Annotated in this window: 22 protein-coding genes; 9 read left to right on the plus strand and 13 right to left on the minus strand. The window is 58.8% G+C overall.

Annotation, left to right across the window (positions count from 1 at the left end; genetic code table 11):
* Positions 1 to 86 precede the first annotated feature (86 nt).
* The 5 genes from FO014_RS09760 to FO014_RS09780 all read left to right on the plus strand — a co-directional run bounded on the left by FO014_RS09760 (position 87) and on the right by FO014_RS09780 (position 5,744).
* Complete coding sequence (locus tag FO014_RS09760) at positions 87 to 839, plus strand: sugar phosphate isomerase/epimerase family protein (protein WP_160029298.1); 753 nt, start codon at positions 87 to 89, stop codon at positions 837 to 839.
* A gap of 5 nt (positions 840 to 844) precedes the next feature.
* Positions 845 to 1,804, plus strand: coding sequence for a sugar kinase (locus tag FO014_RS09765; protein WP_105229219.1), 960 nt, complete (start codon positions 845 to 847; stop codon positions 1,802 to 1,804).
* 187 nt (positions 1,805 to 1,991) lie between these two features.
* Positions 1,992 to 3,260 carry an MFS transporter gene (locus FO014_RS09770; protein ID WP_105229218.1) on the plus strand — a complete coding sequence of 423 codons (1,269 nt, stop codon included), beginning with the start codon at positions 1,992 to 1,994 and terminating at the stop codon, positions 3,258 to 3,260.
* 87 nt (positions 3,261 to 3,347) lie between these two features.
* The gene (ghrB, locus tag FO014_RS09775; RefSeq protein WP_111736165.1) at positions 3,348 to 4,322 is read left to right on the plus strand and encodes a glyoxylate/hydroxypyruvate reductase GhrB; all 975 of its coding nucleotides are present in this window, start codon (positions 3,348 to 3,350) and stop codon (positions 4,320 to 4,322) included.
* A 168-nt stretch (positions 4,323 to 4,490) separates the two neighbouring features.
* Positions 4,491 to 5,744 (plus strand): valine--pyruvate transaminase, encoded by a 1,254-nt coding sequence (locus FO014_RS09780; RefSeq protein ID WP_160029300.1) that lies wholly within the window; start codon positions 4,491 to 4,493, stop codon positions 5,742 to 5,744.
* A gap of 73 nt (positions 5,745 to 5,817) precedes the next feature.
* Here the strand turns inward: FO014_RS09780 and ibpB are convergent, their stop codons facing one another.
* A complete protein-coding gene (gene ibpB, locus FO014_RS09785) occupies positions 5,818 to 6,246 on the minus strand; it encodes a small heat shock chaperone IbpB (RefSeq protein ID WP_105229215.1) in 429 nt (142 codons plus the stop codon).
* Between the two features lie 103 nt (positions 6,247 to 6,349).
* Positions 6,350 to 6,760: a small heat shock chaperone IbpA gene (gene ibpA / locus FO014_RS09790; RefSeq protein ID WP_160029302.1), complete on the minus strand. Its 411-nt coding sequence runs from the start codon at positions 6,758 to 6,760 to the stop codon at positions 6,350 to 6,352.
* Between the two features lie 302 nt (positions 6,761 to 7,062).
* Here ibpA and FO014_RS09795 point away from each other — a divergent pair, with 302 nt between their 5' ends.
* Positions 7,063 to 7,401, plus strand: coding sequence for a YceK/YidQ family lipoprotein (locus tag FO014_RS09795; protein WP_160029304.1), 339 nt, complete (start codon positions 7,063 to 7,065; stop codon positions 7,399 to 7,401).
* Positions 7,402 to 7,436: 35 nt separating this feature from the next.
* On the opposite strand, the gene FO014_RS09800 is transcribed toward FO014_RS09795, so the two are convergent.
* The 7 genes from FO014_RS09800 to dgoR form a co-directional block, all read right to left on the minus strand.
* Positions 7,437 to 8,717, minus strand: a complete 1,281-nt coding sequence (locus FO014_RS09800) for a YidR family protein (protein WP_160029306.1) — start codon at positions 8,715 to 8,717, stop codon at positions 7,437 to 7,439.
* Positions 8,718 to 8,763: 46 nt separating this feature from the next.
* The gene (locus FO014_RS09805) at positions 8,764 to 10,056 is read right to left on the minus strand and encodes an MFS transporter (RefSeq protein WP_160029308.1); all 1,293 of its coding nucleotides are present in this window, start codon (positions 10,054 to 10,056) and stop codon (positions 8,764 to 8,766) included.
* Positions 10,057 to 10,130: 74 nt separating this feature from the next.
* Entirely contained in the window at positions 10,131 to 11,447 is a 1,317-nt protein-coding gene (locus FO014_RS09810; protein ID WP_160029310.1) for an MFS transporter, read from the minus strand.
* Between the two features lie 118 nt (positions 11,448 to 11,565).
* The gene (gene dgoD, locus FO014_RS09815; protein ID WP_160029312.1) at positions 11,566 to 12,714 is read right to left on the minus strand and encodes a galactonate dehydratase; all 1,149 of its coding nucleotides are present in this window, start codon (positions 12,712 to 12,714) and stop codon (positions 11,566 to 11,568) included.
* Positions 12,711 to 13,328 carry a 2-dehydro-3-deoxy-6-phosphogalactonate aldolase gene (locus tag FO014_RS09820; protein WP_160029314.1) on the minus strand — a complete coding sequence of 206 codons (618 nt, stop codon included), beginning with the start codon at positions 13,326 to 13,328 and terminating at the stop codon, positions 12,711 to 12,713. Before FO014_RS09820 ends, dgoD begins: the two co-directional genes overlap by 4 nt.
* Complete coding sequence (locus FO014_RS09825; protein WP_160029316.1) at positions 13,312 to 14,205, minus strand: 2-dehydro-3-deoxygalactonokinase; 894 nt, start codon at positions 14,203 to 14,205, stop codon at positions 13,312 to 13,314. The genes FO014_RS09820 and FO014_RS09825 overlap by 17 nt, the downstream gene beginning before the upstream one ends.
* Positions 14,202 to 14,897, minus strand: coding sequence for a D-galactonate utilization transcriptional regulator DgoR (gene dgoR, locus FO014_RS09830; protein WP_160029318.1), 696 nt, complete (start codon positions 14,895 to 14,897; stop codon positions 14,202 to 14,204). The genes FO014_RS09825 and dgoR overlap by 4 nt, the downstream gene beginning before the upstream one ends.
* Before the next feature lie 253 nt (positions 14,898 to 15,150).
* On the opposite strand from dgoR, the gene FO014_RS09835 reads away from it, so the two are divergent.
* The 3 genes from FO014_RS09835 to FO014_RS09845 are packed head-to-tail and all read left to right on the plus strand — an operon-like array spanning position 15,151 to position 17,649.
* On the plus strand, positions 15,151 to 15,756 hold the full coding sequence (locus FO014_RS09835; protein ID WP_160029320.1) for a helix-turn-helix transcriptional regulator: 606 nt from the start codon (positions 15,151 to 15,153) through the stop codon (positions 15,754 to 15,756).
* Complete coding sequence (locus FO014_RS09840; RefSeq protein ID WP_160029322.1) at positions 15,753 to 16,721, plus strand: threonine/serine dehydratase; 969 nt, start codon at positions 15,753 to 15,755, stop codon at positions 16,719 to 16,721. The genes FO014_RS09835 and FO014_RS09840 overlap by 4 nt, the downstream gene beginning before the upstream one ends.
* Complete coding sequence (locus FO014_RS09845; protein WP_160029324.1) at positions 16,708 to 17,649, plus strand: ornithine cyclodeaminase family protein; 942 nt, start codon at positions 16,708 to 16,710, stop codon at positions 17,647 to 17,649. Before FO014_RS09840 ends, FO014_RS09845 begins: the two co-directional genes overlap by 14 nt.
* A gap of 25 nt (positions 17,650 to 17,674) precedes the next feature.
* Here FO014_RS09845 and yidA read toward each other — a convergent pair whose 3' ends face one another.
* The 4 genes from yidA to dnaN all read right to left on the minus strand — a co-directional run bounded on the left by yidA (position 17,675) and on the right by dnaN (position 23,395).
* Positions 17,675 to 18,490, minus strand: a complete 816-nt coding sequence (gene yidA, locus FO014_RS09850; protein WP_160029326.1) for a sugar-phosphatase — start codon at positions 18,488 to 18,490, stop codon at positions 17,675 to 17,677.
* A gap of 121 nt (positions 18,491 to 18,611) precedes the next feature.
* Complete coding sequence (gene gyrB, locus FO014_RS09855) at positions 18,612 to 21,026, minus strand: DNA topoisomerase (ATP-hydrolyzing) subunit B (RefSeq protein WP_160029328.1); 2,415 nt, start codon at positions 21,024 to 21,026, stop codon at positions 18,612 to 18,614.
* Positions 21,027 to 21,044: 18 nt separating this feature from the next.
* Positions 21,045 to 22,133, minus strand: a complete 1,089-nt coding sequence (recF, locus tag FO014_RS09860) for a DNA replication/repair protein RecF (RefSeq protein ID WP_105229201.1) — start codon at positions 22,131 to 22,133, stop codon at positions 21,045 to 21,047.
* Positions 22,134 to 22,294: 161 nt separating this feature from the next.
* Positions 22,295 to 23,395 carry a DNA polymerase III subunit beta gene (dnaN, locus tag FO014_RS09865; RefSeq protein ID WP_015344002.1) on the minus strand — a complete coding sequence of 367 codons (1,101 nt, stop codon included), beginning with the start codon at positions 23,393 to 23,395 and terminating at the stop codon, positions 22,295 to 22,297.
* Position 23,396 lies beyond the last annotated feature (1 nt).

Raw genomic sequence — 23,396 nt, forward strand, 5'->3', positions numbered from 1 at the left:
ATTCTGAGGCTTTTATATGGAACCGGTTCCATTTAACGTGCCATTAACAGCAGCGGTGGAGATTTCGCCACCTCAGGAGTAAAAATATGAAAAGAGAAGTTATCGTGGTGACCGGCGCTTACGGCACGGATACCGTTCAGCAGCGGGGCGGACAGGCCGCCATGCTGCCGATCATTGCCGATGCCGGCGCGGACGGCGTGGAAATCCGCCGGGAACTGTTCAGCCCGGCCGAACTGGATAACCTGCCGCAGCTGGCGCAGGAGATCGCACGTCAGCAGCTGTTCGCGGTGTATTCCGCCCCGGAGCCGCTTTTCACTCCCGATCATCACGTTAACCCTAAACTGCCCGCTCTGCTGGCGGAGGCCCAGGCGCTGAAAGCGCGCCGTCTGAAACTCTCTTTGGGCCATTACCAGCCCGGCTTTGATTTCACCGAACTGAAAGTGGACCTGATGCAACATCCGGTTCAGCTGGTGGTGGAAAACGACCAGACCGCCGACTGCGGGATTTTGTCGCCGATGAACGCCTTCCTGCACGCGGCGGAAGATAGCCAGCTGCCGATCGGCATGACCTTCGATATGGCCAACTGGCTCTGGGTGGGGCAAGACCCCCACGCCGCAGCCGAACGCCTGGCGCGTCACGTCGGTTATATCCACGTCAAAGCGGCGGTGCAGGGGCCGCGCGGCTGGCGCGCCATTGCGCTGGACGATGCCGGCGACGAGTGGCGCCGGCTTCTGGCCCAACTGCCGGCGGACGTGCCGCGCGGCATTGAATTCCCCCTGCAGGGCGACGACCTTGAGGCCGTTACCCGTCACTACGTCAACCTGTTACGCGCGGAGTAATCACCATGAGCATACTGACAGCACAGCGCAATACCTCTCTGGATGTCGTCACGCTGGGCGAAGCCATGGCGATGTTCGTCGCGGCGGAAACCGGCGATCTGGCGGAGGTGGAACACTTCACCAAACGCATCGCCGGGGCGGAGCTGAACGTCGCCATCGGCCTGGCGCGCCTCGGCCTGCAGGTCGGCTGGGTCAGCCGGGTGGGCAACGACACCTTCGGCCGCTTCACTCTGCAGCAGCTGAAGAAAGAAGGCATTAACTATCAGCAGGTGACGGTCGACGGCCAGTATCCGACCGGGTTCCAGATCAAATCCAAGAACACAGATGGAACCGATCCCACCGTGGAGTACTTCCGCAAAGGCTCCGCCGCCAGTCATCTGTCAACCGCCGACTTCAACCGCGACTACTTCGGCGCGGCGCGTCACCTGCATCTGAGCGGCGTCGCCGCTGCGCTCTCCGGCCAGTCGCTGGAGTTGAGCCACTTCGCCGCGCATGAAATGCGCGCGATGGGCAAAACCATTTCCTTCGATCCCAACCTGCGCCCGGTGCTGTGGTCCAGCCAGCAGGTGATGATCGAACAGCTGAACAAACTGGCGTTCGCCGCCGACTGGGTGCTGCCGGGGTTGAAAGAGGGGCAAATCCTCACCGGTCAGTCAACGCCGGAAGGCATTGCCGATTTCTATCTGGAGCGCGGCGTGCAGGCGGTGATCATCAAAACCGGCCCGGACGGCGCCTGGTTTAAAACCGCCGCCGGCGACTGTGCGGCGGTGCCGGCAATTAAAGTCAGCAACGTGGTGGATACCGTTGGTGCAGGAGACGGCTTTGCCGTCGGGACCCTTAGCGCCCTGCTGGAAGGCAAAACGCTAAAACAGGCGGTGCAGCGCGGCAACAAGATCGGCTCGCTGGCCATTCAGGCCATCGGCGACAGCGAAGGATTGCCAACCCGCGCGGCGCTGGCGGAGTGATCCCGCCGTGGTCAGACGCGGCCGCAGGCCGTACCTGACCGCCACGGGCCAACAAAAAAACATAATCGGCTAACCGCCGGCTCCCAAGACGCCCCTCTGGCCCTACACCCAGACAACGTCGGGAGAACCGCTTCCGCGGGATTGGCAGCCCGTCTGCGCGGAAACGACACCACTGAGGAATCTGAACATGAATAAAGCAACCGTTGCGGCTAAACGCTGGTGGTACATCATGCCCATCGTGTTTATCACCTACAGTCTGGCTTATCTCGACCGCGCCAACTTCAGCTTCGCCTCGGCCGCCGGCATCAACGACGACCTCGGCATCACCAAAGGCATGTCCTCGCTGCTGGGCGCGCTGTTTTTCCTGGGTTACTTCTTTTTCCAAATTCCCGGCGCTATCTACGCCGAGCGCCGCAGCGTTAAAAAGCTGATCTTCTGGTGCCTGATCCTGTGGGGCGGCTGCGCCTCCCTGACCGGCGTGGTCAGCAATATCCCGATGCTGGCGGCCATCCGCTTTGTGCTTGGCGTGGTGGAAGCGGCGGTGATGCCGGCGATGCTGATCTATATCAGCAACTGGTTTACCAAATCCGAACGTTCACGCGCCAACACCTTCCTGATCCTCGGCAACCCGGTGACCGTCCTGTGGATGTCGGTGGTGTCCGGCTACCTGATTCACGCCTTCGGCTGGCGTGAAATGTTTATCATCGAGGGCATTCCAGCAGTAATCTGGGCCTTCTGCTGGTGGGCGCTGGTGAAAGACAAACCGTCTCAGGTCGGCTGGCTGAACGCAGAAGAAAAACAGGCGCTGCAGGCGCAGCTGGAAGCCGAGCAGCAGGGCATCAAGGCTGTGCGCAACTACGGCGAGGCGTTCCGTTCGCGCAACGTGATCCTGCTGTGCGTCCAGTACTTTGCCTGGAGCATCGGCGTGTACGGTTTCGTGCTGTGGCTGCCGTCGATTCTGCGCAGCGGCATGAATATGGGCATGGTAGAGGCCGGCTGGCTGTCCGCAGTGCCATATCTGGCGGCGACCATCGCCATGATCGTGGTCTCCTGGGCCTCTGATAAGATGCAAAACCGCAAACTGTTCGTCTGGCCGCTGTTGCTGGTCGGCGCGCTGGCGTTCTTCGGCTCTTATGCGGTAGGCGCCGATCATTTCTGGGTGTCTTACGGTCTGCTGGTGGTGGCCGGCGCGGCCATGTACGCCCCTTACGGCCCGTTCTTCGCCATCATTCCGGAAATGCTGCCGAAAAACGTGGCCGGCGGCGCCATGGCGCTGATCAACAGCATGGGCGCTCTGGGATCGTTCTTCGGTTCCTGGTTCGTCGGCTACCTGAACGGCGCCACCGGCACGCCGGCGGCCTCCTATATGTTTATGGCCGTCGCGCTGGTGGTGGCGGTGGTGGTGACACTGGTGGTCAAGCCCCCGCGTAACGACGCGCAGCCGCAACTGGCGTAATTAGCTACACTTTCTGTTTTCAAAACGAGTCCGTCCCGCGGGTCAAAGCACAGCGCTTTGGCCCCGCGGGGCCAACTGGAGTTCAAGATGAAGCCTTCGATCGTACTGTACAAAAAACTCCCCGCCGCCCTGCGTGAACGCCTGGAACAACATTTCACCGTACATGCCTTCAACGGCCTGAATCCTGACAATGCCGATGAATTCAAACGGGCGCTGCAACAGGCCGAGGGGATCATCGGTTCCGGCGGCAAGGTTGATGAGGCCTTTCTGCAGCAGGCGCCGAAACTGCGTGCGGCATCCACCGTCTCCGTCGGCTATGACAACTTCGACGTCGAGGCGCTTAACGCCCGCAATATCGTGCTGATGCACACGCCGACGGTGCTGACGGAAACCGTGGCCGATACCATCATGAGCCTGGTGCTGGCGACGGCGCGCCGCGTGGTGGAAGTGGCCGAGCGGGTGAAGGCCGGCGAGTGGCAGGGCAGCATCGGCCCGGACTGGTTCGGCGTCGACGTGCACCATAAAACGCTGGGCGTTCTCGGCATGGGCCGCATCGGCCTGGCGCTGGCCCAGCGCGCCCACTTTGGCTTCGGCATGCCGATTCTGTACAACGCGCGTCGCCCGCATCAGGAAGCGGAGCAGCGCTTTGGCGCGCGTCACTGCGACCTGGATACCCTGCTGGCCGAGTCGGACTTTGTCTGTATTACCCTGCCGCTGACCGAGCAGACCTTCCACCTGATCGGTCGCGAGCAGCTGGCGAAGATGAAGCAAAGCGGCATTCTGATCAACGCCGGCCGCGGGCCGGTGGTCGACGAGCAGGCGCTGATTGAGGCGCTGCAAAACGGCACTATCCACGCCGCCGGGCTGGACGTGTTCGAAAAAGAGCCGCTGCCGGTCTCCTCGCCGCTGCTGAAAATGCCGAACGTGGTCGCCCTGCCGCATATTGGCTCCGCCACCCATGAAACCCGCTACGGCATGGCCGAGTGCGCGGTGGATAACCTGATCGCCGCGCTGACCGGCACGGTGACGGAAAACTGCGTTAACCCACAGGTGCTGAAATAGCGCTCTGTACCGGGCGGGATCACCCGCCCTTACCCCTCAGAACAAAAACCCAACATTACACCTATAATTAAAATTTAACGCTAATGCGGGTTTTATCCTGCGCATTGCGCCCGCAATTATCTGGCGGTATGGTGGGCGACTCCCTGCAAAAACCAATATGCTGCACCTATGACTTTTTCACTTTTCGGCGACAAATTTACCCGTTACTCGGGCATCACCCGCTTAATGGACGACCTGAACCAAGGCCTGCGCACCCCGGGCGCCATCATGCTCGGCGGCGGTAATCCGGCGCAAATCCCAGAGATGGAGCACTACTTCAAACAGCTGTGTCAGGAGATGCTCGACCAGGGCAAACTGACCGAAGCGCTGTGCAACTATGACGGCCCGCAAGGGAAGAATACGCTGCTTAAAGCGCTGGCTACCCTGCTGAGTGAAGAGCTGGGCTGGCAGATCGAACCACAGAACATTGCACTGACAAACGGCAGTCAGAGCGCGTTTTTCTACTTATTCAATCTGTTCGCCGGCCGCTGCGCCGACGGCAACCGGCGTCGCGTGCTGTTTCCGCTGGCGCCGGAGTATATCGGCTACGCCGACGCCGGCCTGGACGAAGGGCTGTTTGTCTCCGCCAAGCCGAATATCGAGCTGCTGCCGGAAGGCCAGTTCAAGTATCACGTCGATTTCGACAACCTGACTATCGGCGACGATATCGGCATGATCTGCGTGTCGCGCCCCACCAACCCGACCGGTAACGTCATCACCGATGACGAGCTGATCCAGCTTGACGCGCTGGCGCAGCAGCACGATGTTCCGCTGGTGATCGATAACGCCTACGGCGTGCCGTTCCCGGGCATTATCTTCAGCGACGCCACGCCGCTGTGGAACCCGAACATCATCCTGTGCATGAGCCTGTCTAAACTGGGCCTGCCGGGGTCGCGCTGCGGCATCGTGATCGCCGATGAGAAAACCATCACCGCGCTGACCAATATGAACGGCATTATCAGCCTGTCACCGGGCAGCATCGGCCCGGCAATCGCGGCGGAAATGATTGAACGCGGCGACCTGCTGCGCCTGTCGAATAACGTGATTAAGCCGTTCTACCAGCAGAGGGTGACGCAGACCATCGCCACCATCCGCCGTTATCTGCCGGAAGAACGCTGCCTGATCCATAAACCGGAAGGCGCGATTTTCCTCTGGCTGTGGTTTAAAGATCTGCCGATCAGCACCGAGCTGCTGTACCAGCGCCTGAAGCAGCGCGGCGTACTGATGGTGCCGGGGCACTACTTCTTCCCGGGGCTGGAGCACGAGTGGCCGCATACCCATCAGTGCATGCGCATGAACTACGTGCCGGAGCCGGATAAAATCGAACGCGGCATCGCCATTCTGGCGGAGGAAGTGGAGCGGGCGCACCGCGAAGCGCAGTAACGCCGCCGGCCATAAACGCAACGGGGGAAGTCCGTCAGGACTTCCCCCGTTTTTTTACCGCGTCAGCGGCCGGTTATTTTTCTTCCAGCCCCGGCGTACTGCCGATGGCGATGCGCTGCGGCTGCAACGCTTCCGGCACCTGCCGCACCAAATCGATGTGCAGCAGGCCGTTCTCAAACTGGGCCTCGGCCACGTGCAGATGTTCAGCCAGCGTAAAGCTCAGGCTGAACTCTTTGCAGACCAGCCCCTGATGCAGGTACTCCACCGGTTTCTCCGCCGGCGTCGGTTTACCGCGCACCGTCAGGCGCGGGCCTTCCACCTCGATATCCAGCTCGCTTTGCCTGAATCCGGCCAGCGCCAGGGAAATGCGATAATGGTTATCATCACTTTTTTCAATATTGTAGGGAGGGAATCCCTGAGGTTCCTGTCCACCCATTGAACTGGCTAATTTATCAAAACCGATCCATTGGCGAAGCAGCGGGGATAAGTCGTAGTTACGCATAATAGTTACTCCTTCTATGAAGCGAGAGACACTTATAACGCCCCCTGTCGGCGGGCATCAGATATTTCCTCTGAAAATAATTAATCAGGGGAAATAATAATGATTATTTAATTTCGATACGGCGTGGCTTTAACGTTTCCGGCACAATACGTTGCATGTCGATATACAACAAACCGTGTTCCAGTTTGGCGCCTTTAATGTGGATATGTTCGGCAAGCTGGAATTTACGCTCGAAGTTTCTTTCAGCAATACCCTGATACAGATAGGTTTTTTCTGCCGCTTCGCCGCTGTGCGCGCCGCGCACCGTCAGCAGGTTATCGTGCGAGGTGATCTCCAGTTCTTGCTCGGTAAAGCCGGCAACCGCAATGGCAATGCGATAATGATTCTCGTCAACCAGCTCAACATTATAGGGAGGGTAACCATTTCCCTGGCTCTGTCCGGTTTCCAGCGCGTTAAATAAACGGTCGAAACCAATCGCGGAGCGGTAGAGCGGGGACAGATCGAAATTACGCATAACATAGCCTCCTAAGGCGCTTTAGCGAGGTTTAAAAAACAGGTCTTCCATCATGGACAGACGCAATGGCCGGAATTCCCTGACGGCGAATTCTTAATTTGGCCTTGTAGATTAAATGGGGTTTGCTTTTTCCCTTTCAAGCGCCCAAGATAAAAAAATGCCAATGAAGGCAGCGAAAGTTTTTTTATCACATACAATAAAGAGTGAGATAACCGCCACAGAGCGGCGTTTTGCTCCTTTAAAAGCATCTGCCGGATGTGATAAATCAGCAATTCAGGGGAACAGCACCCTTCAGGATGGAAATGATGATGAAAAGATTGATGGCGACCAGTTGCCTGCTGTTGGCGACCAGCGGTTGCTCCAGCGTAATGAGCCACAGCGGCCCCGATATGGGCTACTATCCCGGCACGCGCGCCAGTATGAACATGTTGAAAGACAATGAGACCGGCTGGGCAATGAAGCCGCTGGTGGCGCTGGATCTGCCGTTCTCTGCGGTGATGGATACCGTGTTGCTGCCTTACGACTACCTGCGTGCCGACAGCGACAAAACCGCCGACTCGCCAAGAGAGCGTATTCTGCGCAGCGAGCAGCAGAATCTGGCCTCTACCGGCAACCCGGGACAAGGCCCCGTCGCACACTGACGTGATACGGGTCGCACGCCGACCCGCCCTCTTTGCTAGACCTCGACGATAAATATCTGGCTAAAGCCCGCCACGTCCCGCATAAACGCCACCCGTTTGCCATCGGGGGAAAACACCACCGCATCGCCGCTGGGCGGCTGCTCGCTACGCGGCGTCAGGCGACGCAGCGCGCCGGTCGCCATATTGCACAACATCACGCTGTTATCACAGACCAGCGCAATATGCCCGCCCTGCGGGTGCCAGCTAAACGCCGACTGCACCGCATGTTTGCCCTGCGTCACCTGCCGCGGCGCACCGCCGTTGGGGGAAACCGTCCACAGCTGCGCCACGCCGTTATCATCTTTCATCAAAAAAGCGATCTGACTGCCGTCCGGCGCGCTGCGCAGCCAGTGGCGCGGCGCTGTCGCCACGCCGGGGTTGCGTCGTGCGCCGGTAAAGGTCAGCCGCCGCTGTCGCACGCCGCGCGGCGGCGCCGGCAGGCGAGTTTCGCTGCCCTGCAGCGGCTCATCGCCGGCCTTTGCATAGTCGGCGTCGTTTTCCGGCAGATCGACGATAAACACCTCCGGCAGTTTCTCACCGTTTTCCGCCAGCGTGTCGCCGATAAACGCCAGCGCCCAGCGCTGCCGGCTGCCGTCCGGCTTTAGGTAGCCGTGATTACCGACCCAGCCCTCTTCATACGCCCGGTTAATCTCATCGCTTCCCGGACGCGGCTGCGGCGTGGTGCGGCTGACCAGCACGCAGAAGTGGCTGCCGTCATATTCGCGCGGATGCTGCTTCGGCGGATTAACGCCGCGCAGCGGCAGCGCGACGCCGACGTTGCGCAGGTCCAGCGCCGGATCGCGCTCATGCATCACGTGATCGTTATAGGTAAAACTGAGCCGGCTGCCGTCGGGGCTGAACACATGAACATGGCTGCCGCCGCGCAGCGCGCCCGGCGTGTAGGGGGCGGTGATATCCAACGCGTCGAGCGTCACCGCCAGTTCGCGGTCCGGCTCGCTGACTATCACGCCGCGACGGTGATGAAAATCATAATGCCAGTGGCTGTCCGGGTGCTCCGGCCCGTGGATAAACGCATAGCGCGCCGGCGCGTCCGGGCTGACGGTCACCACGCCGACGTGCGCGCCGTGTTCGGCGCGGTACACCACCTGCACCTCGCCGCTAGCCACGTTGACCCGCTCGATGGTCAGCCCGGTGAACGATGCGCCACTCGGGCGCACGTCATACGCCAGCCACTGGCTGCACGGCGTCCAGACGTTGATATTGGTTAACTGATGGCCCCGTTGATCGAACGTAAGCTGTGTGTCCCGTTGACTCATGGCGGCTCCCCTGCGCATGCTGGCATTGAGCCGCCAGTTTAGCGGATTACCCCACCCGTTTCACATCGCCCACCAGCAACAAATAGGACAATGCGCCAATCAGCGCCACGGCGGAAATATAAATCAGCGACGGGGCGAAGCCGTAGTCCTGCGCCAGATAGCCGACTACCAGCGGTACGGTAATTCCGCCTAATCCGCCAACAAAGTTAAACAAACCGCCGGTCAGGCCAATCAGGCGCACCGGCGCTAACGATGACACCAGCGACCAGGTTATCGAGGCAAAACCATTACCAAAGAACGCCAGCGCCATCAGCACCATAATCCAGAACGGATCGTCGGTGTAGTTCGCGCCCATGATGCAGGTAGAGAGCAGCAGCCCACAGATGATCGGCGTTTTACGTGCAAAACCTATCGATTTCCCGCTACGCAGCAAGCGATCGGCGACAAATCCTGACAGTAGTACGCCGAAAAATGCCGCCAAAAATGGTACGGTGGTCATAAAGCCGGCGGTCAGCGCAGCAATGTGTTTTTCTTGCGTCAGGTAGTTAGGGAACCAGGTGAGGAAAAACCACAGGGTCGAGGTAATGGCAAACTGGCCGATGTATACCCCCAGCAGCTTGCGGTGGAACACCAACTTCCAGTCCGCCGCTGTCAGGGCGACACGCGCCTTTTTCTCTTCGGGAACATCGCCGTCCACCATGCCGCCGCCGGCCTGGATATACGCCAGCTCCGCTTCATTCACGCCTTTGCTTTTCCGCGGCGACTGATACGCGAAGTGCCAAATCAGCGCCCAGACGATGCCGACGCCTCCGGTGATAATAAACACCCAGTGCCAGCTCAGCAGCTCCTGCACCCAAATCAACAGCGGCGTTAAAAACGCCAGACCGACAAACTGGCCGGAAGTATAAAAACCGACGGCCGATGCACGTTCCTGTTCCGGGAACCAGCTGGTCACAATACGGTTGTTCGTCGGAAATGCCGGCGCTTCAAACAGCCCGGTGACCGCCCGTAAGCCGATCAACGCGCTTAACCCGTTGGCGAACCCCTGCAGCAATGTCGCAATCGACCAGCCCATAATGGCGATAAAGTAGGTCAGTTTGGAACCTAAGCGATCGAGGAACCAGCCGCCGGGGATTTGGCACAGCGTGTACGTCCAGGCAAAGGCAGAAAAGATATAGCCCATCTGCGCCTTGCTGATGCCAAACTCCTGCTGAATATGCGCCGACGCCACCGCTAAATTGGCGCGATCGACATAACAAATCACCACGGTGACAAATATCATTAATAATGTCAGGTAGCGACGCTTGGTTTTTGGTGTTGCGGTTAATGTCATTTCCATTATCGTATTCCGTTATTTTTCGGATTTTAATAATGGCGAAATACGTTGTAGGGTACGATTTCGCCGGATAAATACTAGTAACGAGAGGAAATACTGGTTTCTTTTTTAGCAACGGATGACATGTTTTTCCGGCCAATTTTCAAACCGATGGCACCACCAATAATTAATGTCAGAGCGACAATAATCAGAGCGCTATTATAGCTATCGGTCATATCCTTTATTCTTCCCATCACCGGCGGGAAAATCAGGCCGGCAATATTCGCTACGGCATTAATCAACGCAATAGAGGCGGCGCCGGCAGCACCCACGACGGTTTCGGTGGTCACCGCCCAGAAAATAGGCGTAATGGCCCAGTTAAGGCCAACGGTCAATACCAGCAACACGTACGCCAGCAGCAGATTCTGGCTGTAGATCGCCAGCAACAGCAGCGCACCGGCGACCATCAGTGGCAAACCGAGATGCCAGGCGCGCTCCTTGGTCAGATCGGAATGGCGGCCATTCACATACATAAAAATACAGGCGAACAGAAACGGGACGGCGGACAGCACACTGACCATAAAATTGCTCTGCTGCGCCGCCACGCCTTTCACGATCAGCGGGAGAAACAGGGTGATGCCAATGGTGCCGAACGCCTGCAGCAGCCATAACAGGCTCAGCGCCCAGACGCGCCGGGTTTTCAACGCTGTGCGCCAGTCATGATGATGACCGATCGCCGTCTGCGCATTTTCACTGGCCAGTTGCTCACTCAGCCAGCTACGCTGTGCCGTAGTTAGCCAACGCGCTTTTTCCGGCGCATCATCCAGATAGAAATACACCACGATCCCCAACATAAACGCCGGGATGCCTTCCAACAGGAATAACCAACGCCAGCCTTCAATACCGAAAAAACCGTGCAGATTGAGAATAGAGCCGGAAAGGGGCAAACCGATCACCGAAGCCAGCGCCGCGCCGATATAAAACAGGGACATAGCGCGTGCACGCTCGCTGCGCGGATACCAACAGGAGAGATAATAAATAATGCCGGGAGTAAAGCCGGCTTCGGCGACGCCCAGCAGGAAACGCATGATGTACAGCTGCATCGGCGTTTGCACCAGGCTCATGCCGGCCGCGATAACGCCCCAGGTGACCATAATCCGCGCAATCCATAGTTTTGCGCCAACACGGGTCAGGATAACATTGCTCGGAACTTCAAATATAATATAGGAAATATAAAATATACCGGCGGCAATACCGTACATTTCGGCCGTCATGGCCAAATCGGCATTCATCTGTAACGCCGCCACCGAAATATTAGATCGATCGATATAAGCAATTAAATACAGAACCATAATAAAAGGAATAATCCTGACATTCATTTTATTGATGGTTGAGGAGTACAGATCGTTATTCATCACTTACCCCCGAGCTATCTATTTGCAGATGTGCACCCGGCCAGGAAAAACCCTCAGCCTGGCGCTGTTTAATATATATACTTCCCTATTAGGTTTGATTATTTTGACTAACGCACGCTTACCATTCAGCAACGGCACCATCGGCATGGCGCCAGATCGGATTGCGCCAGTCGGCAGCCTGTTTGCTACGTTCAACCACCAGCTCTTCGTTAACCTCAACCCCTAACCCTGGTTTACACGGCGGATAGAAATGGCCGTCGTCCATGGCGAAATCATCTTTGTTAAGCACGTAATCCAACAGTTCCGCCCCCTGGTTATAGTGAATCCCCATACTCTGTTCCTGGAACACCGCGTTGCGCGCCACAAAGTCAACGTGCAGGCAAGAAGCCAGCGCGATCGGCCCCAGAGGACAGTGCGGCGCTAACGATACGTCGTAAGATTCCGCCATCGCCGCAATCTTAAAACATTCGGTGATGCCGCCCGCGTGTGAAAGATCCGGCTGCACGATCGCTAGGCCGCCATCAGCCAGAACGCGTTTAAAATCAAAGCGTGAATACATACGCTCCCCCGCGGCGATAGGAATATGGGTTTGCGCCGCCAGACGCGGGTAATATTCGGCCTGCTCCGCCAATACCGGCTCTTCAATAAACAGCGGACGGTAAGGCTCCAGCTCTTTAATTAAGACCTTCGCCATAGGCGCAGCGACACGGCCGTGAAAATCGAGGCCAAACTCAATCTTGTTGCCAAACGCTTCGCGAATCTGCGCCACCACCGCCACCGCGGCATCGATTTTGCGCGAGCTATCAATGATGCCCATCTCTTCGCAGCCGTTCAGCTTGAAAGTGTCGAAGCCAATCTGCGTCAGTTTTTCTATGCCGGCGATCACCTCTGCCGGCCGATCGCCACCGACCCAGCTATACGCTTTGATTTTATCGCGCACCAACCCCCCTAAAAGCTGGTACACCGGCACCCCCAGCGCTTTGCCTTTGATATCCCACAATGCCTGGTCGATGCCGGCGATCGCGCTCATCAGCACCGGCCCGCCGCGATAAAAACCCCCGCGATACAGCGTTTGCCAAATATCATTGATGCGTGCCGGATCCTGCCCAACCACGTATTCGGACAGCTCATGCACTGCGGCTTCAACGCTGCGCGCCCGTCCTTCAATTACCGGCTCGCCCCAGCCGATAATGCCTTCATCGGTTTCTACTTTCAGGAACATCCAGCGCGGTGGCAGCCGATAGGTGGTCAGTTTGGTGATTTTCATGATGTGGCTTCCTTATAGGCTTGGACAAAAGCAGCGGCCCGCTGCGCGGTACGTTCCGGCGACTGACCGGCGCGATATAAATCGCTGCCTAATCCTGCGCCAACGCAACCTGCGGCCAAATACTGGTGCACATTTTCCGGCGTGATGCCACCAACGGCGAAGACCGGCACCTGCGGCGGCAATACGGCCTTCAGCGCTTTGATATAAGACGGGCCGAACGACGTGGACGGGAAAATTTTCAACGCTTGCGCACCGGCATCCAGCGCGTTGAATGCTTCGGTCGCCGTCGCACAGCCGGCGCACACCGTCATGCCCAGCGCAACCGCACGGCTGATAACCGCCGGCTGCGTATTGGGCGTCACCACCAGCCGGCTGCCCAGTGCCGCCAGGCGTTCTACCTGCTGCGTCTGCAATACCGTGCCGGCGCCAATCAACGCGCGATCGCCAAAACGCTGCGCCGCATCACCGATGCTCTCCTCCCACTCCGGCGAGTTCAGCGGGATTTCTATCGCATCAAAACCCGCTGCCAGCAGCGCCTCTATATGTTCACCTGCCTCCGGCCGCGTGATGCCGCGCAGAATAGCGATCAACGGCAATTTAGTATTCCAACTCATTGACTATACTCCTGATGCCTAATTGAAAAACGTCATCGCCATCCAATACGCTGTGAGCCATGTCAGCCATGCTCAGCGCCCGGGCATAACGCGCCGTCAGTTTTGGGTTGCCGATTACCGTTAACGCATCCTGCGCCGGTAACGCAAATTCCTGCTGCATCTGCGCCACTTCATTGCCGATCAGCAGGCCGGACAGCCAGTCGCTGACCGCGCTCTTTTCCAACTTGCCAAGCAAATGGGCAGCGCGGGTTTCAAACAGCCGACGGACGATATGCCGTTCGCTCAGCCCTATCGCCAACCCGCGTTCAAACGCCCGTTCATCACTCAGCTGTTCGCCCAGGCCGGCGCCAACCAGTGAATGAGCCAGCAGTAAATGGTGCAGTTCGCCGGTCATCACGGTGCGAAAATCCACCAGCGCATCCCCGTCCATCCGCACCCATTTGCTGTGAGTACCCGGCATGACGTACAGCGGCGACGGCCGCGCGGCATAGGCTCCGACCAGCTGTGTTTCCTCGCCGCGCATCACATTACAGTTATCTTCGTTAGCAACGCATATTCCCGGGATAATCCAGGCGTGATACGGCGCGGCTTGCTCTATCGTGGTCAACTGGGCGGCGATGCCGGTCAGGCGGGTCGGACAAGACAAATACGGCGCCTGAATCCAGCCGGCATTGCTGCCAATCATCCCCGCCATCACCACCGGCAGCGGCTCCGCCCAACGGGCCATCAGCTCGCCAAATACCTGCTGCGGCAAACGCTCGCCGAGGCGGGTGACTCCGGCTTCGGACTGCACGCTGTCGACGCATACGCCCCGTTCATAACGCCAGGCGCGCAAGTTGGTGGAACCCCAGTCAATCGCGATAAAGCTGTCACTCATAGCATGTCCTTTAACCTTTTTGTCGAACTGGCGATCATCGTCAGCGCAGCGCGCTCTGCCGCATCCGCATCCTGATGACGTATCGCGTCATACAGATCCTGATGCTCACGCAGCGTGCGCGGCATATTGTCCTCATCCGGCATATAAGTACGCTCAAACACTGCGCGCTGCAGTGAACTTATCGCCACACTGAGCTGTTGCAATACCGGGTTATGCACCGACGCCAACACCGCTTCGTGGTAGCGAATATCCGCCTCATTAAACAACTCGCGCTGCTGGTGATGGGCGAGCATGTCGTTCAATGCCGCCTCTATCACCGCCAACTCGCTGGACGTGGCACGCTCCGCCGCCCAGCGGGCGATGGTCGGCTCCACCAGGTTGCGTACCTCGCTCATTGCCGCAATCAGGCGCGGATCATAATCCTGCTCCAGCGCCCAGTTCAGGACATCGGTATCCAGGTAGTTCCACTGATTACGCAGGGTGACGAAGGCACCGCGGTATCGCTTCATCTCCACCAGCCGTTTGGCCATTAACGCCCGTAACACTTCGCGGATGATATTGCGCGAAGTAGCAAACTCTTCACACAGCTCCGCTTCTGACGGCAGCGCTGCACCAGGAACATACTTACCGCCGACGATCTGCCGGCCAATCTCAATAATGATGCGGTCAGTTTTACCGATCTGCTGCTTCATGGTTTCCCCACTGTGTTCACCTGCTGGACAGGCTTTAACTTTACTCCGCCAGCGTTGGTAATACCTGTGATTGCAGCACAATCTTTATTGACTCACCGTTACCCGCCACATGATTGTAGTACCATAAATAAACCTCGTACTACAATCTGGGTCACAAAACAAACACATCAATCACCTGACACCAATTTTGTTTTACAAATTGGAATAAAAAGTACAATGTAGACTTTTAAGTCTATTCGGAGTACCTCCGCCCATGTTGAACCGCTATCACGCCATCGCCGATGCCATCGCGCTGCTGTTTACCCCCTATGCCGAAGTAGCGATCCACGATCTGGCCAGTCAGAAGCTGGTGTATATCGCCAATAACCGTTCGCAGCGTGAACTGGGCGAAGATTCCAACCTGAACGACCTGCAGGACAACCTGGATCTGCAGGTGCTCGGCCCCTATCAGAAGCGCAACTGGGACGGCGGCCAAATGCGCTCTATCAGCGCAGTGCTGCGTGACGACAACCAGCGCCCGATCGGCCTGATGTGCATCAATCTGGATATTACGGTGCTCAGCAGCGCCAAAGCGGCGCTGGAGACTTTCCTGTCCGGCAGCACGCTCCAGCCACAGCCCGCCGTGCTGTTCCAGGACGACTGGCAGGAACGCATCAATACCTTTATTCACCAGTGGCTGCAGCAGCATCAGCAAACGCTGTCGACGCTGGGCGGCCCCGCCAGACGGGCGCTGGTGGAAGCGCTGTATCACCAGGGCGCCTTCCGGGGAAAAAATGCCGCCGGCTATGTCGCGAAAATCCTCGGTATCGGCCGCGCCACGGTTTACAACTACCTGAAAAATATTAAGGAGTCGGTATGACAGATTTATTTGCCGCCATTGAGGACGCGCACCGGCAGTTGCGGCCACAGGTGCGCGTCACGCCGCTGGAGCGCAGCATCCTGCTTTCACAGCAATTAGGCTGCGAACTATGGCTAAAGTGCGACCATTTGCAGCAAACCGGCTCCTTCAAGTTTCGCGGCGCCAGCAACAAGCTGCGCCTGCTGAGCGACGCCCAGCGCCGCAACGGCGTGATCGCCGCCTCCAGCGGCAACCACGGCCTGGCCATCGCGCAGGCGGGTAAACTGATGGGTATCGGCGTGACGGTTTATGCGCCGGAGAACGCCGCCTCGGTCAAACTGGACGCCATCCGCGCGCTCGGCGCCGATGTAACGCTGGTGCCCGGCGACGCGCTGCAGGCGGAAATCGCCGGAGAGCGCGCCGCCGCCGAACAGGGCAAGACGTATGTCTCCCCATACAATGACCCGCAGGTGATTGCCGGTCAGGGCACCTGCGGCATGGAGCTGGTCGAACAGCTCGGCGATCTGGATGCGGTATTCGTGGCGGTTGGCGGCGGCGGGTATATTGCAGGCATCGGCAGCGTACTGCAGCAGTTGTCGCCGAAAACCCGGCTGATTGGCTGCTGGCCGGAAAATGCCACCAGCATGTACAGCGCGCTGGAGGCCGGCCATATTCACCCGGTTGAGGAGCAGGAAACCCTGTCTGACGGCACCGCCGGCGGCGTCGAACCTGATGCTATCACCTTCCCGCTGTGCCAGAGCCTGATCGATCGGCGCGTACTGGTCAGCGAAGCGGAAATCCGCCGGGCAATGCGTGCTCTGGCCGCCAGCGAACGCTGGATTATCGAAGGCGCGGCCGGCGTGGCGCTGGCCGCCGCCATAAAGCTGGCGCCGGAGCTGCAGGGGAAAAAGGTCGCGGTAGTGCTGTGCGGCAAAAATATCGTGCTGGAAAAATACCTGAAGGCCATCGACCATGCGCATCCTTGACCGGCAGCAAATCCTGGCCGCTTTCGATGCTGATGCCGTCACGGCGCTGCTGAAGCAGGGCTTTATCGCCTATTCACAGCGCCGGGTTCAGCAACCGCCGGTACAGCACTTCCTGTTTGAACAGGCGACCGGCGATGGCTGTATCAAATCGGCCTGGTTGGAGGGGGATGAGTTATTCGTCGTCAAAGTGTCCACCGGCTTCTACCGCAACGCTGAACGCGGGTTGCCCAGCAACCAGGGGCTGATGATGGCATTTTCCGCCCTGACCGGTGAACCGCAGGCGCTGCTGCTGGATGAGGGATGGCTGACGGCGTTGCGCACCGCGCTGGCTGGACGCATCGCCGCCGAACTCTGCGCCCCGCCGGATATTCAGGCGATCGGCATCCTCGGCACCGGTTTGCAGGCAAGGCTGCAGCTGCAATATCTGAAGCCGGTTACCGGCTGCCGCGACCTATGGGTATGGGGCCGGAATCAGCAGGCGCTGGAGGCTTATCGTCACGATGCCGAAGCCGAAGGTTTCCGGGTGCGCACTACGCAGGATGCGGCAGAGCTGGCGGCACACTGCCGGCTGATCGTCACCACCACGCCAAGCCGTGAGCCAATTTTGCAGGCGGCGGATATCCGCCCCGGCACCCATATCACCGCGGTCGGCGCCGACGCTGACGGCAAACAGGAGCTGGCGACCGCTCTGACGGCCAAGGCAGATATTCTGTTGGTTGATGCACTGACGCAGTGTGCGGAGTATGGCGAAATAGCGGCGGCTTACCGGCAAAATATGCTGATATCGACGCCGATCGTCGAATTTGGCACCGCGTTGGCGCAGGGTGGAAAAGTCCGCAGCGGCCGGGAGCAGATCACGGTAGCCGATCTCACCGGGCTGGCGATTCAGGACCTGCAGATTGCGAAAGGGGTGTTAGCCGCCGTGTAAAGGGCGCCGCGGCGCCCCTGATTATTCAGGCATTGAGTACAAACTTCTCGATCGCCCGCGCCACGCCGTCCTCGGCGTTGCTGCTGGTGACAAACTGCGCCACCGCTTTCAGTTCGTCAATCGCATTGCCCATCGCCACGCCGACGCCGGCATACTCGATCATCGCGGTATCGTTGGCCTGATCGCCCAATGTCATCACGTTTGCCTGCGCGATGCCCAGATGTTCGGCCAGCATTTTCACCCCGGCGCCTTTATCCACCTGCTTATGCAGAATCTCCAGATAGTACGGCGAGCTTTTCAGCAGCGTATAGCGCGCCTGCGCTTCGGCGGGAATGCGCGCAATCGCCGCGTCGAGCAGCGCCGGCTCGTCGATCATCATCACTTTCGGGAAACGTATCTGGCGGTCCATCTCTTCCACGCTGCGGTATTTCAGCGGGATACCGGTCAGAGAAGCCTCATGCACGGTATATTTGCCGATGTCTTTATTCGGGGTGTACAACGTGTCGAAATCAAACGCGTGGAAGTGGACGCCCAGCTCACGCGCCAGCTGTTCGAAGTATAGATAGTCCTCAAAACCCAGCGTTTCCTGCAGGACGCAGGCGCCGTCGACCGCCTGCAGCACCAGCGCACCATTATAGGTAATGCAGTAATCGTTAGCTCCCTGAATATCCAGCTGACGCAAATAGTCCTGCACGCCAACGTAAGGCCGCCCGGTCGCCAGCACCACGTGCACTCCCTGGCGGCGCGCGGCCTCGATCGCCTGCTTTACCGCCGGCGTAATCTGGTGCTGCGGATTGAGCAGCGTGCCGTCCATATCAATTGCAATCAGTTCAATAGCCATGCGCAGTCTCCCACTGTTTTTTGTCATGCTAACGCGTTTCAGCCTGGCTTGTCAGCGTGAAAAAAGCCGAAAAAAAATCCGCGCAGGTTGCCCGGCGCGGATTTTATCGTGCTGTCGACGCTTAGATATCGATGTTCGCCGCTTTCAGGGCGTTCTCTTCGATAAAGGCGCGACGAGGTTCAACCGCATCCCCCATCAGGGTGGTGAACAGCTGGTCCGCCGCGATCGCATCTTTGACGCTGACGCGCAGCATACGGCGGTTTTCCGGATCCATGGTGGTTTCCCACAGCTGCTCGGCGTTCATCTCGCCCAGACCTTTATAGCGCTGAACCGCCAGGCCGCGGCGTGACTCTTTCACCAGCCACTCCAGCGCTTTTTCGAAGCTGTCGACCGGCTGACGACGCTCGCCGCGTTCGATAAACGCGCCCTCTTCGATCAGGCCGCGCAGCTTCTCGCCCAGCTGGCAAATCTTGCGGTATTCGCCGCCGTGGATGAAGTCGAAGTCCAGCAGATAGTCGGTATCCACGCCGTGGGTACGGATGCGCAGCGCCGGCTCGAACAGCTGACGTTCACGGTTTTCATAGATTTCAAAGCTGTAGCTGCTGCCGTGCTGCTCTTTTTCGTTCAGCAGGTTAGCCAGCGCTTCGATCCAGCCTTGCACTTTCACACGGTCGCCAAGGTCCTCTTCCGCCAGCGTCGGCTGGTAGATCAGGTTGTTCAGCAGCGCGCGCGGGTAGCGGCGCTCCATACGCGCAATCAGCTTCTGCACGCTGTTGTGCTCGGACACCAGTTTTTCCAGCGCTTCGCCCGACAGCGCCGGCGCATCAGGGTTAGTGTGCAGGGTGGCGCCGTCCAGCGCGATGGCGATTTGGTACTGGTCCATCGCGTCATCATCTTTGATGTACTGCTCCTGCTTGCCTTTCTTCACTTTGTACAGCGGCGGCTGGGCAATGAACACGTGGCCGCGCTCAATGATTTCCGGCATCTGACGGTAGAAGAAGGTCAACAGCAGCGTACGGATGTGCGAGCCGTCGACGTCGGCATCGGTCATGATGATGATGCTGTGGTAACGCAGTTTGTCCGGGTTGTACTCGTCGCGGCCGATGCCGCAGCCCAGAGCGGTGATCAGGGTGGCCACTTCCTGCGAAGAGAGCATCTTGTCGAAACGCGCTTTCTCCACGTTGAGGATTTTACCTTTCAGCGGCAAAATCGCCTGGTTCTTGCGGTTACGCCCCTGCTTGGCAGAGCCGCCCGCGGAGTCCCCTTCCACCAGGTACAGTTCGGACAGCGCCGGGTCGCGTTCCTGGCAGTCCGCCAGCTTGCCCGGCAGGCCTGCCAGATCCAGCGCCCCTTTACGACGCGTCATCTCACGCGCCTTGCGCGCCGCTTCACGTGCGCGCGCCGCGTCGATGATTTTACCTACGACGATCTTCGCATCGGACGGGTTTTCCAGCAGGTATTCGCTCAGCAGTTCGTTCATCTGCTGTTCCACCGCCGATTTCACCTCGGAGGAGACCAGTTTGTCTTTGGTCTGGGAGGAGAACTTCGGATCCGGCACCTTCACGGAAACTACGGCGATCAGGCCTTCACGCGCATCGTCGCCGGTGGCGCTGACCTTCGCCTTCTTGCTGTAGCCTTCTTTGTCCATATAGGCGTTCAGCGTACGGGTCATCGCCGCACGGAAGCCCGCCAGGTGGGTACCGCCGTCGCGCTGCGGAATGTTGTTGGTGAAGCAGTAGATGTTTTCCTGGAAACCATCGTTCCACTGCAGCGCCACTTCCACCCCGATATCGTCTTTCACGGTGGAGAAATAGAACACGTTCGGGTGGATCGGGGTTTTGTTCTTGTTCAGGTACTCGACAAACGCCTTGATGCCGCCTTCATAGTGGAAGTGATCTTCCTTGTCGCTACGCTTGTCTTTCAGACGGATGGAAACGCCGGAGTTCAGGAACGACAGTTCACGCAGGCGTTTCGCCAGGATGTCGTACTCGAATTCCACCACGTTGGTGAAGGTCTGATGGCTCGGCCAGAAGCGCACCATGGTGCCGGTCTGCTCGGTCTCGCCGACCACGGTCAGCGGCGCCTGCGGCTCGCCGTGGCTGTAGGTTTGCTCGTGCACCTGGCCGTCGCGGCGGATAGTCAGCTCCAGCTTCTCGGACAGGGCGTTAACCACCGAGACGCCCACGCCGTGCAGGCCGCCGGAAACCTTGTAAGAGTTATCGTCGAACTTACCGCCGGCGTGCAGTACGGTCATGATGACCTGCGCGGCGGAAACGCCTTCCTCCGGGTGGATCCCGGTCGGAATGCCACGGCCGTCATCCTGCACCGACACGGAATTGTCGGCATGGATGGTGACCTGAATATCACTACAGTGGCCAGCGAGTGCTTCGTCGATAGCGTTGTCCACAACCTCGAATACCATGTGGTGCAGACCGGTGCCGTCATCGGTATCGCCGATATACATGCCCGGGCGCTTACGCACCGCATCCAGCCCTTTTAATACCTTGATACTTGAGGAGTCATAAGAATTCGACATCAACGTTTCTCGCTCATTTTAGTCCTGTGGTTGAACCTCTATTTTACCTTGTTCCACGCGGAACATCTTGCCCTTTTCACCGGCCATGTCGATTACTTGTTCAGCGCTCACCGCGCTGACAAAAACCTGGGCCTGGGTGGCTTTCAGGCGATCGGCCAGCAACCGGCGACGGCCGGTGTCCAGCTCGGAGGCAAAATCATCAATCAGATACAGGCAACGCCGCCCGCTCTGCCGGGTGAGAAACTCACCCTGCGCCAAGCGCAACGCGCACATCAGCAGTTTCAGCTGACCGCGCGATAGTAAATCCTCTACCGGCGTACCGTCGGCGCGAATGCGGAAATCCGCCTTATGCGGCCCCGACGCGGTATAGGTCAATGCTCTGTCGCGTTCAAACTGACGCTCCAGCAGTTCGCCATAGCTGCTCTCTTTGTCCCAACCGCGTTGAAACGAAAAACTGAGGGCGAACTCGGGCAGAAACTGCGCGCAGGTCGCGGTGATATCCGCGGCGATTGCGTCGCTGTAAGCCGCCCGCCATTCGCTGATGCGCTCGGCCAGCGGGATCAGTTCCTGATCCCAGGCGCGAATCTGCGCATAGCGGCTCACCTGGCGCAGCGCGGCATTGCGCTGCTTCAGCAACCGCTTCAGGTTGCTCCAGGCGGTGAAAAAACCGGGTTCGTTATGGAAACAGCCCCAGTCAAGGAAAGCGCGCCGGTACTTCGGCCCGCCGTTCAGCAGGGTAAAGCCTTCCGGCGTGATCAGCTGCATCGGCAACAGTTGGGCAAGTTCCGCCACTTTGTGGCCGTCGCTGCCGTCGATGCGCACTTTGCTGTCGCCCTGACGGCTTTTGCTCAGCCCGACCGACAGTTCACGCTCCGCGCCGTTGTCTATGCGGCCATGCAGCACAAACTCCGATTGCTCGTGGCGGATAACCCGTCCGGCCTGCAGGCTGCGAAACGCGCGCCCGTGGCCAAGGGTGTACACCGCCTCCAGCACGCTGGTTTTGCCGCTGCCGTTGGCGCCAACCAGGAAATTAAACCCCGGCGCCGGCGCCAGATCCGCCGCTTCAATATTGCGGAAATCTTTAATCAATAAACGCGTTAATGCCATGCCTATTCTATCACCGGGAAATGACGCTCAATGTGAGGGCGTTATCGGCGCAGGCAGTTTACGTGCGGACAGCGCGCAGCAACCGGAGCGTACGTCGAGTACGTGAGGATTGCGAGCACTGCCCAGACGTAAAATGGCAAGCAAGATAGCCCGGATGTCGATCACAACCGCATTGGCATGACAACGTAGGCCGCCGCCTGGCTCGCCGCGTCTTCAATCTGCACGCTGGATACCGAGTCGGTCAGCAGCAGGCGCACCTCTTCGCACTTGAGCGCGTTCAGTACGTCCAGCACGTAGCTGACGTTGAAGCCGATCTCCATCTCAGTGCCTTCATACGCCACGTCGAGGATCTCTTCAGCTTCTTCCTGCTCCGGATTATTGGCGGTGATCTTCAGCTGGTTATGACTGACATACAGCCGCACGCCGCGGAACTTCTCGTTCGACAAGATGGCCGCCCGGGCGAACGCCTGCTTCAGCAGATCGCAGCCGGCTTCCAGCGTTTTATCCGGATTCTTCGGCAATACGCGGCGATAATCCGGAAAACGGCCGTCAACCAGCTTGGAAGTGAAAATAAAGTCGCCGACGTGGGCGCGGATATTGTTGCTGCCGATCTGCAGCTGCAGCGGCGTATCGCCGCCGTCCAGCAGGCGCACCAGCTCCATCACCCCTTTACGCGGCACGATCACCGAATGCAGCGGCAGCTGCTGCTCGATAGGCATCGCGCAGACCGCCAGCCGGTGGCCGTCGGTCGCTACGGTGCGCAGCTCCGCGCCCTCGGTTTCAAACAGCATGCCGTTCAGGTAATAGCGCACGTCCTGGTGAGCCATGGAGAACTGGGTCGCTTCGATCAGCCGCTTGAGCGTCGCCTGCGGCAGGGTGAACTCCACCTCGCTTTGCCAGTCGTCCAGGTTAGGGAAATCCGCCGCCGGCAGGGTGGACAGCGAGAAGCGGCTGCGCCCGGAGCGCACCAGCATCCGCTCCCCTTCCAGGGTCACGGCGATCTCGGCGCCTTCCGGCAGACCACGGCAGATATCAAAGAATTTACGCGCGGGGACGGTAGTCGCGCCCGCTTCATGGGGTTGAGACAGGGCGACGCGCGCCACCATCTCCATCTCCAGATCGGTACCGGTCAGCAACAGGGAACCTTCCGTCACCTGCAGCAGCAGGTTACCCAGAATCGGCAGCGTTGGGCGGCCGCCCAGCGGGCTGCTCACCTGTTGCAACGGTTTTAGCAGATGCTCACGTTCGACGATAAATTTCATA

The organism is Serratia rhizosphaerae (assembly GCF_009817885.1).
Lineage (GTDB): Bacteria > Pseudomonadota > Gammaproteobacteria > Enterobacterales > Enterobacteriaceae > Serratia_B > Serratia_B rhizosphaerae.

Bases quoted from the DNA above. Each gene is read 5' to 3' on its own strand.
- FO014_RS09770 (WP_105229218.1), top strand. From the start codon at position 1,992: ATGAATAAAGCAACCGTTGCGGCTAAACGCTGGTGGTACATCATGCCC.
- FO014_RS09805 (WP_160029308.1), bottom strand. From the start codon at position 10,056: ATGGAAATGACATTAACCGCAACACCAAAAACCAAGCGTCGCTACCTG.
- FO014_RS09820 (WP_160029314.1), bottom strand. From the start codon at position 13,328: ATGAGTTGGAATACTAAATTGCCGTTGATCGCTATTCTGCGCGGCATC.
- FO014_RS09835 (WP_160029320.1), top strand. From the start codon at position 15,151: ATGTTGAACCGCTATCACGCCATCGCCGATGCCATCGCGCTGCTGTTT.
- FO014_RS09800 (WP_160029306.1), bottom strand. From the start codon at position 8,717: ATGAGTCAACGGGACACACAGCTTACGTTCGATCAACGGGGCCATCAG.
- dnaN (WP_015344002.1), bottom strand. From the start codon at position 23,395: ATGAAATTTATCGTCGAACGTGAGCATCTGCTAAAACCGTTGCAACAG.
- yidA (WP_160029326.1), bottom strand. From the start codon at position 18,490: ATGGCTATTGAACTGATTGCAATTGATATGGACGGCACGCTGCTCAAT.
- FO014_RS09845 (WP_160029324.1), top strand. From the start codon at position 16,708: ATGCGCATCCTTGACCGGCAGCAAATCCTGGCCGCTTTCGATGCTGAT.
- recF (WP_105229201.1), bottom strand. From the start codon at position 22,133: ATGGCATTAACGCGTTTATTGATTAAAGATTTCCGCAATATTGAAGCG.
- FO014_RS09765 (WP_105229219.1), top strand. From the start codon at position 845: ATGAGCATACTGACAGCACAGCGCAATACCTCTCTGGATGTCGTCACG.
- FO014_RS09840 (WP_160029322.1), top strand. From the start codon at position 15,753: ATGACAGATTTATTTGCCGCCATTGAGGACGCGCACCGGCAGTTGCGG.
- dgoR (WP_160029318.1), bottom strand. From the start codon at position 14,897: ATGAAGCAGCAGATCGGTAAAACTGACCGCATCATTATTGAGATTGGC.
- FO014_RS09795 (WP_160029304.1), top strand. From the start codon at position 7,063: ATGATGATGAAAAGATTGATGGCGACCAGTTGCCTGCTGTTGGCGACC.
- ghrB (WP_111736165.1), top strand. From the start codon at position 3,348: ATGAAGCCTTCGATCGTACTGTACAAAAAACTCCCCGCCGCCCTGCGT.
- FO014_RS09825 (WP_160029316.1), bottom strand. From the start codon at position 14,205: ATGAGTGACAGCTTTATCGCGATTGACTGGGGTTCCACCAACTTGCGC.
- FO014_RS09780 (WP_160029300.1), top strand. From the start codon at position 4,491: ATGACTTTTTCACTTTTCGGCGACAAATTTACCCGTTACTCGGGCATC.
- FO014_RS09810 (WP_160029310.1), bottom strand. From the start codon at position 11,447: ATGAATAACGATCTGTACTCCTCAACCATCAATAAAATGAATGTCAGG.
- dgoD (WP_160029312.1), bottom strand. From the start codon at position 12,714: ATGAAAATCACCAAACTGACCACCTATCGGCTGCCACCGCGCTGGATG.
- ibpA (WP_160029302.1), bottom strand. From the start codon at position 6,760: ATGCGTAATTTCGATCTGTCCCCGCTCTACCGCTCCGCGATTGGTTTC.
- gyrB (WP_160029328.1), bottom strand. From the start codon at position 21,026: ATGTCGAATTCTTATGACTCCTCAAGTATCAAGGTATTAAAAGGGCTG.
- ibpB (WP_105229215.1), bottom strand. From the start codon at position 6,246: ATGCGTAACTACGACTTATCCCCGCTGCTTCGCCAATGGATCGGTTTT.
- FO014_RS09760 (WP_160029298.1), top strand. From the start codon at position 87: ATGAAAAGAGAAGTTATCGTGGTGACCGGCGCTTACGGCACGGATACC.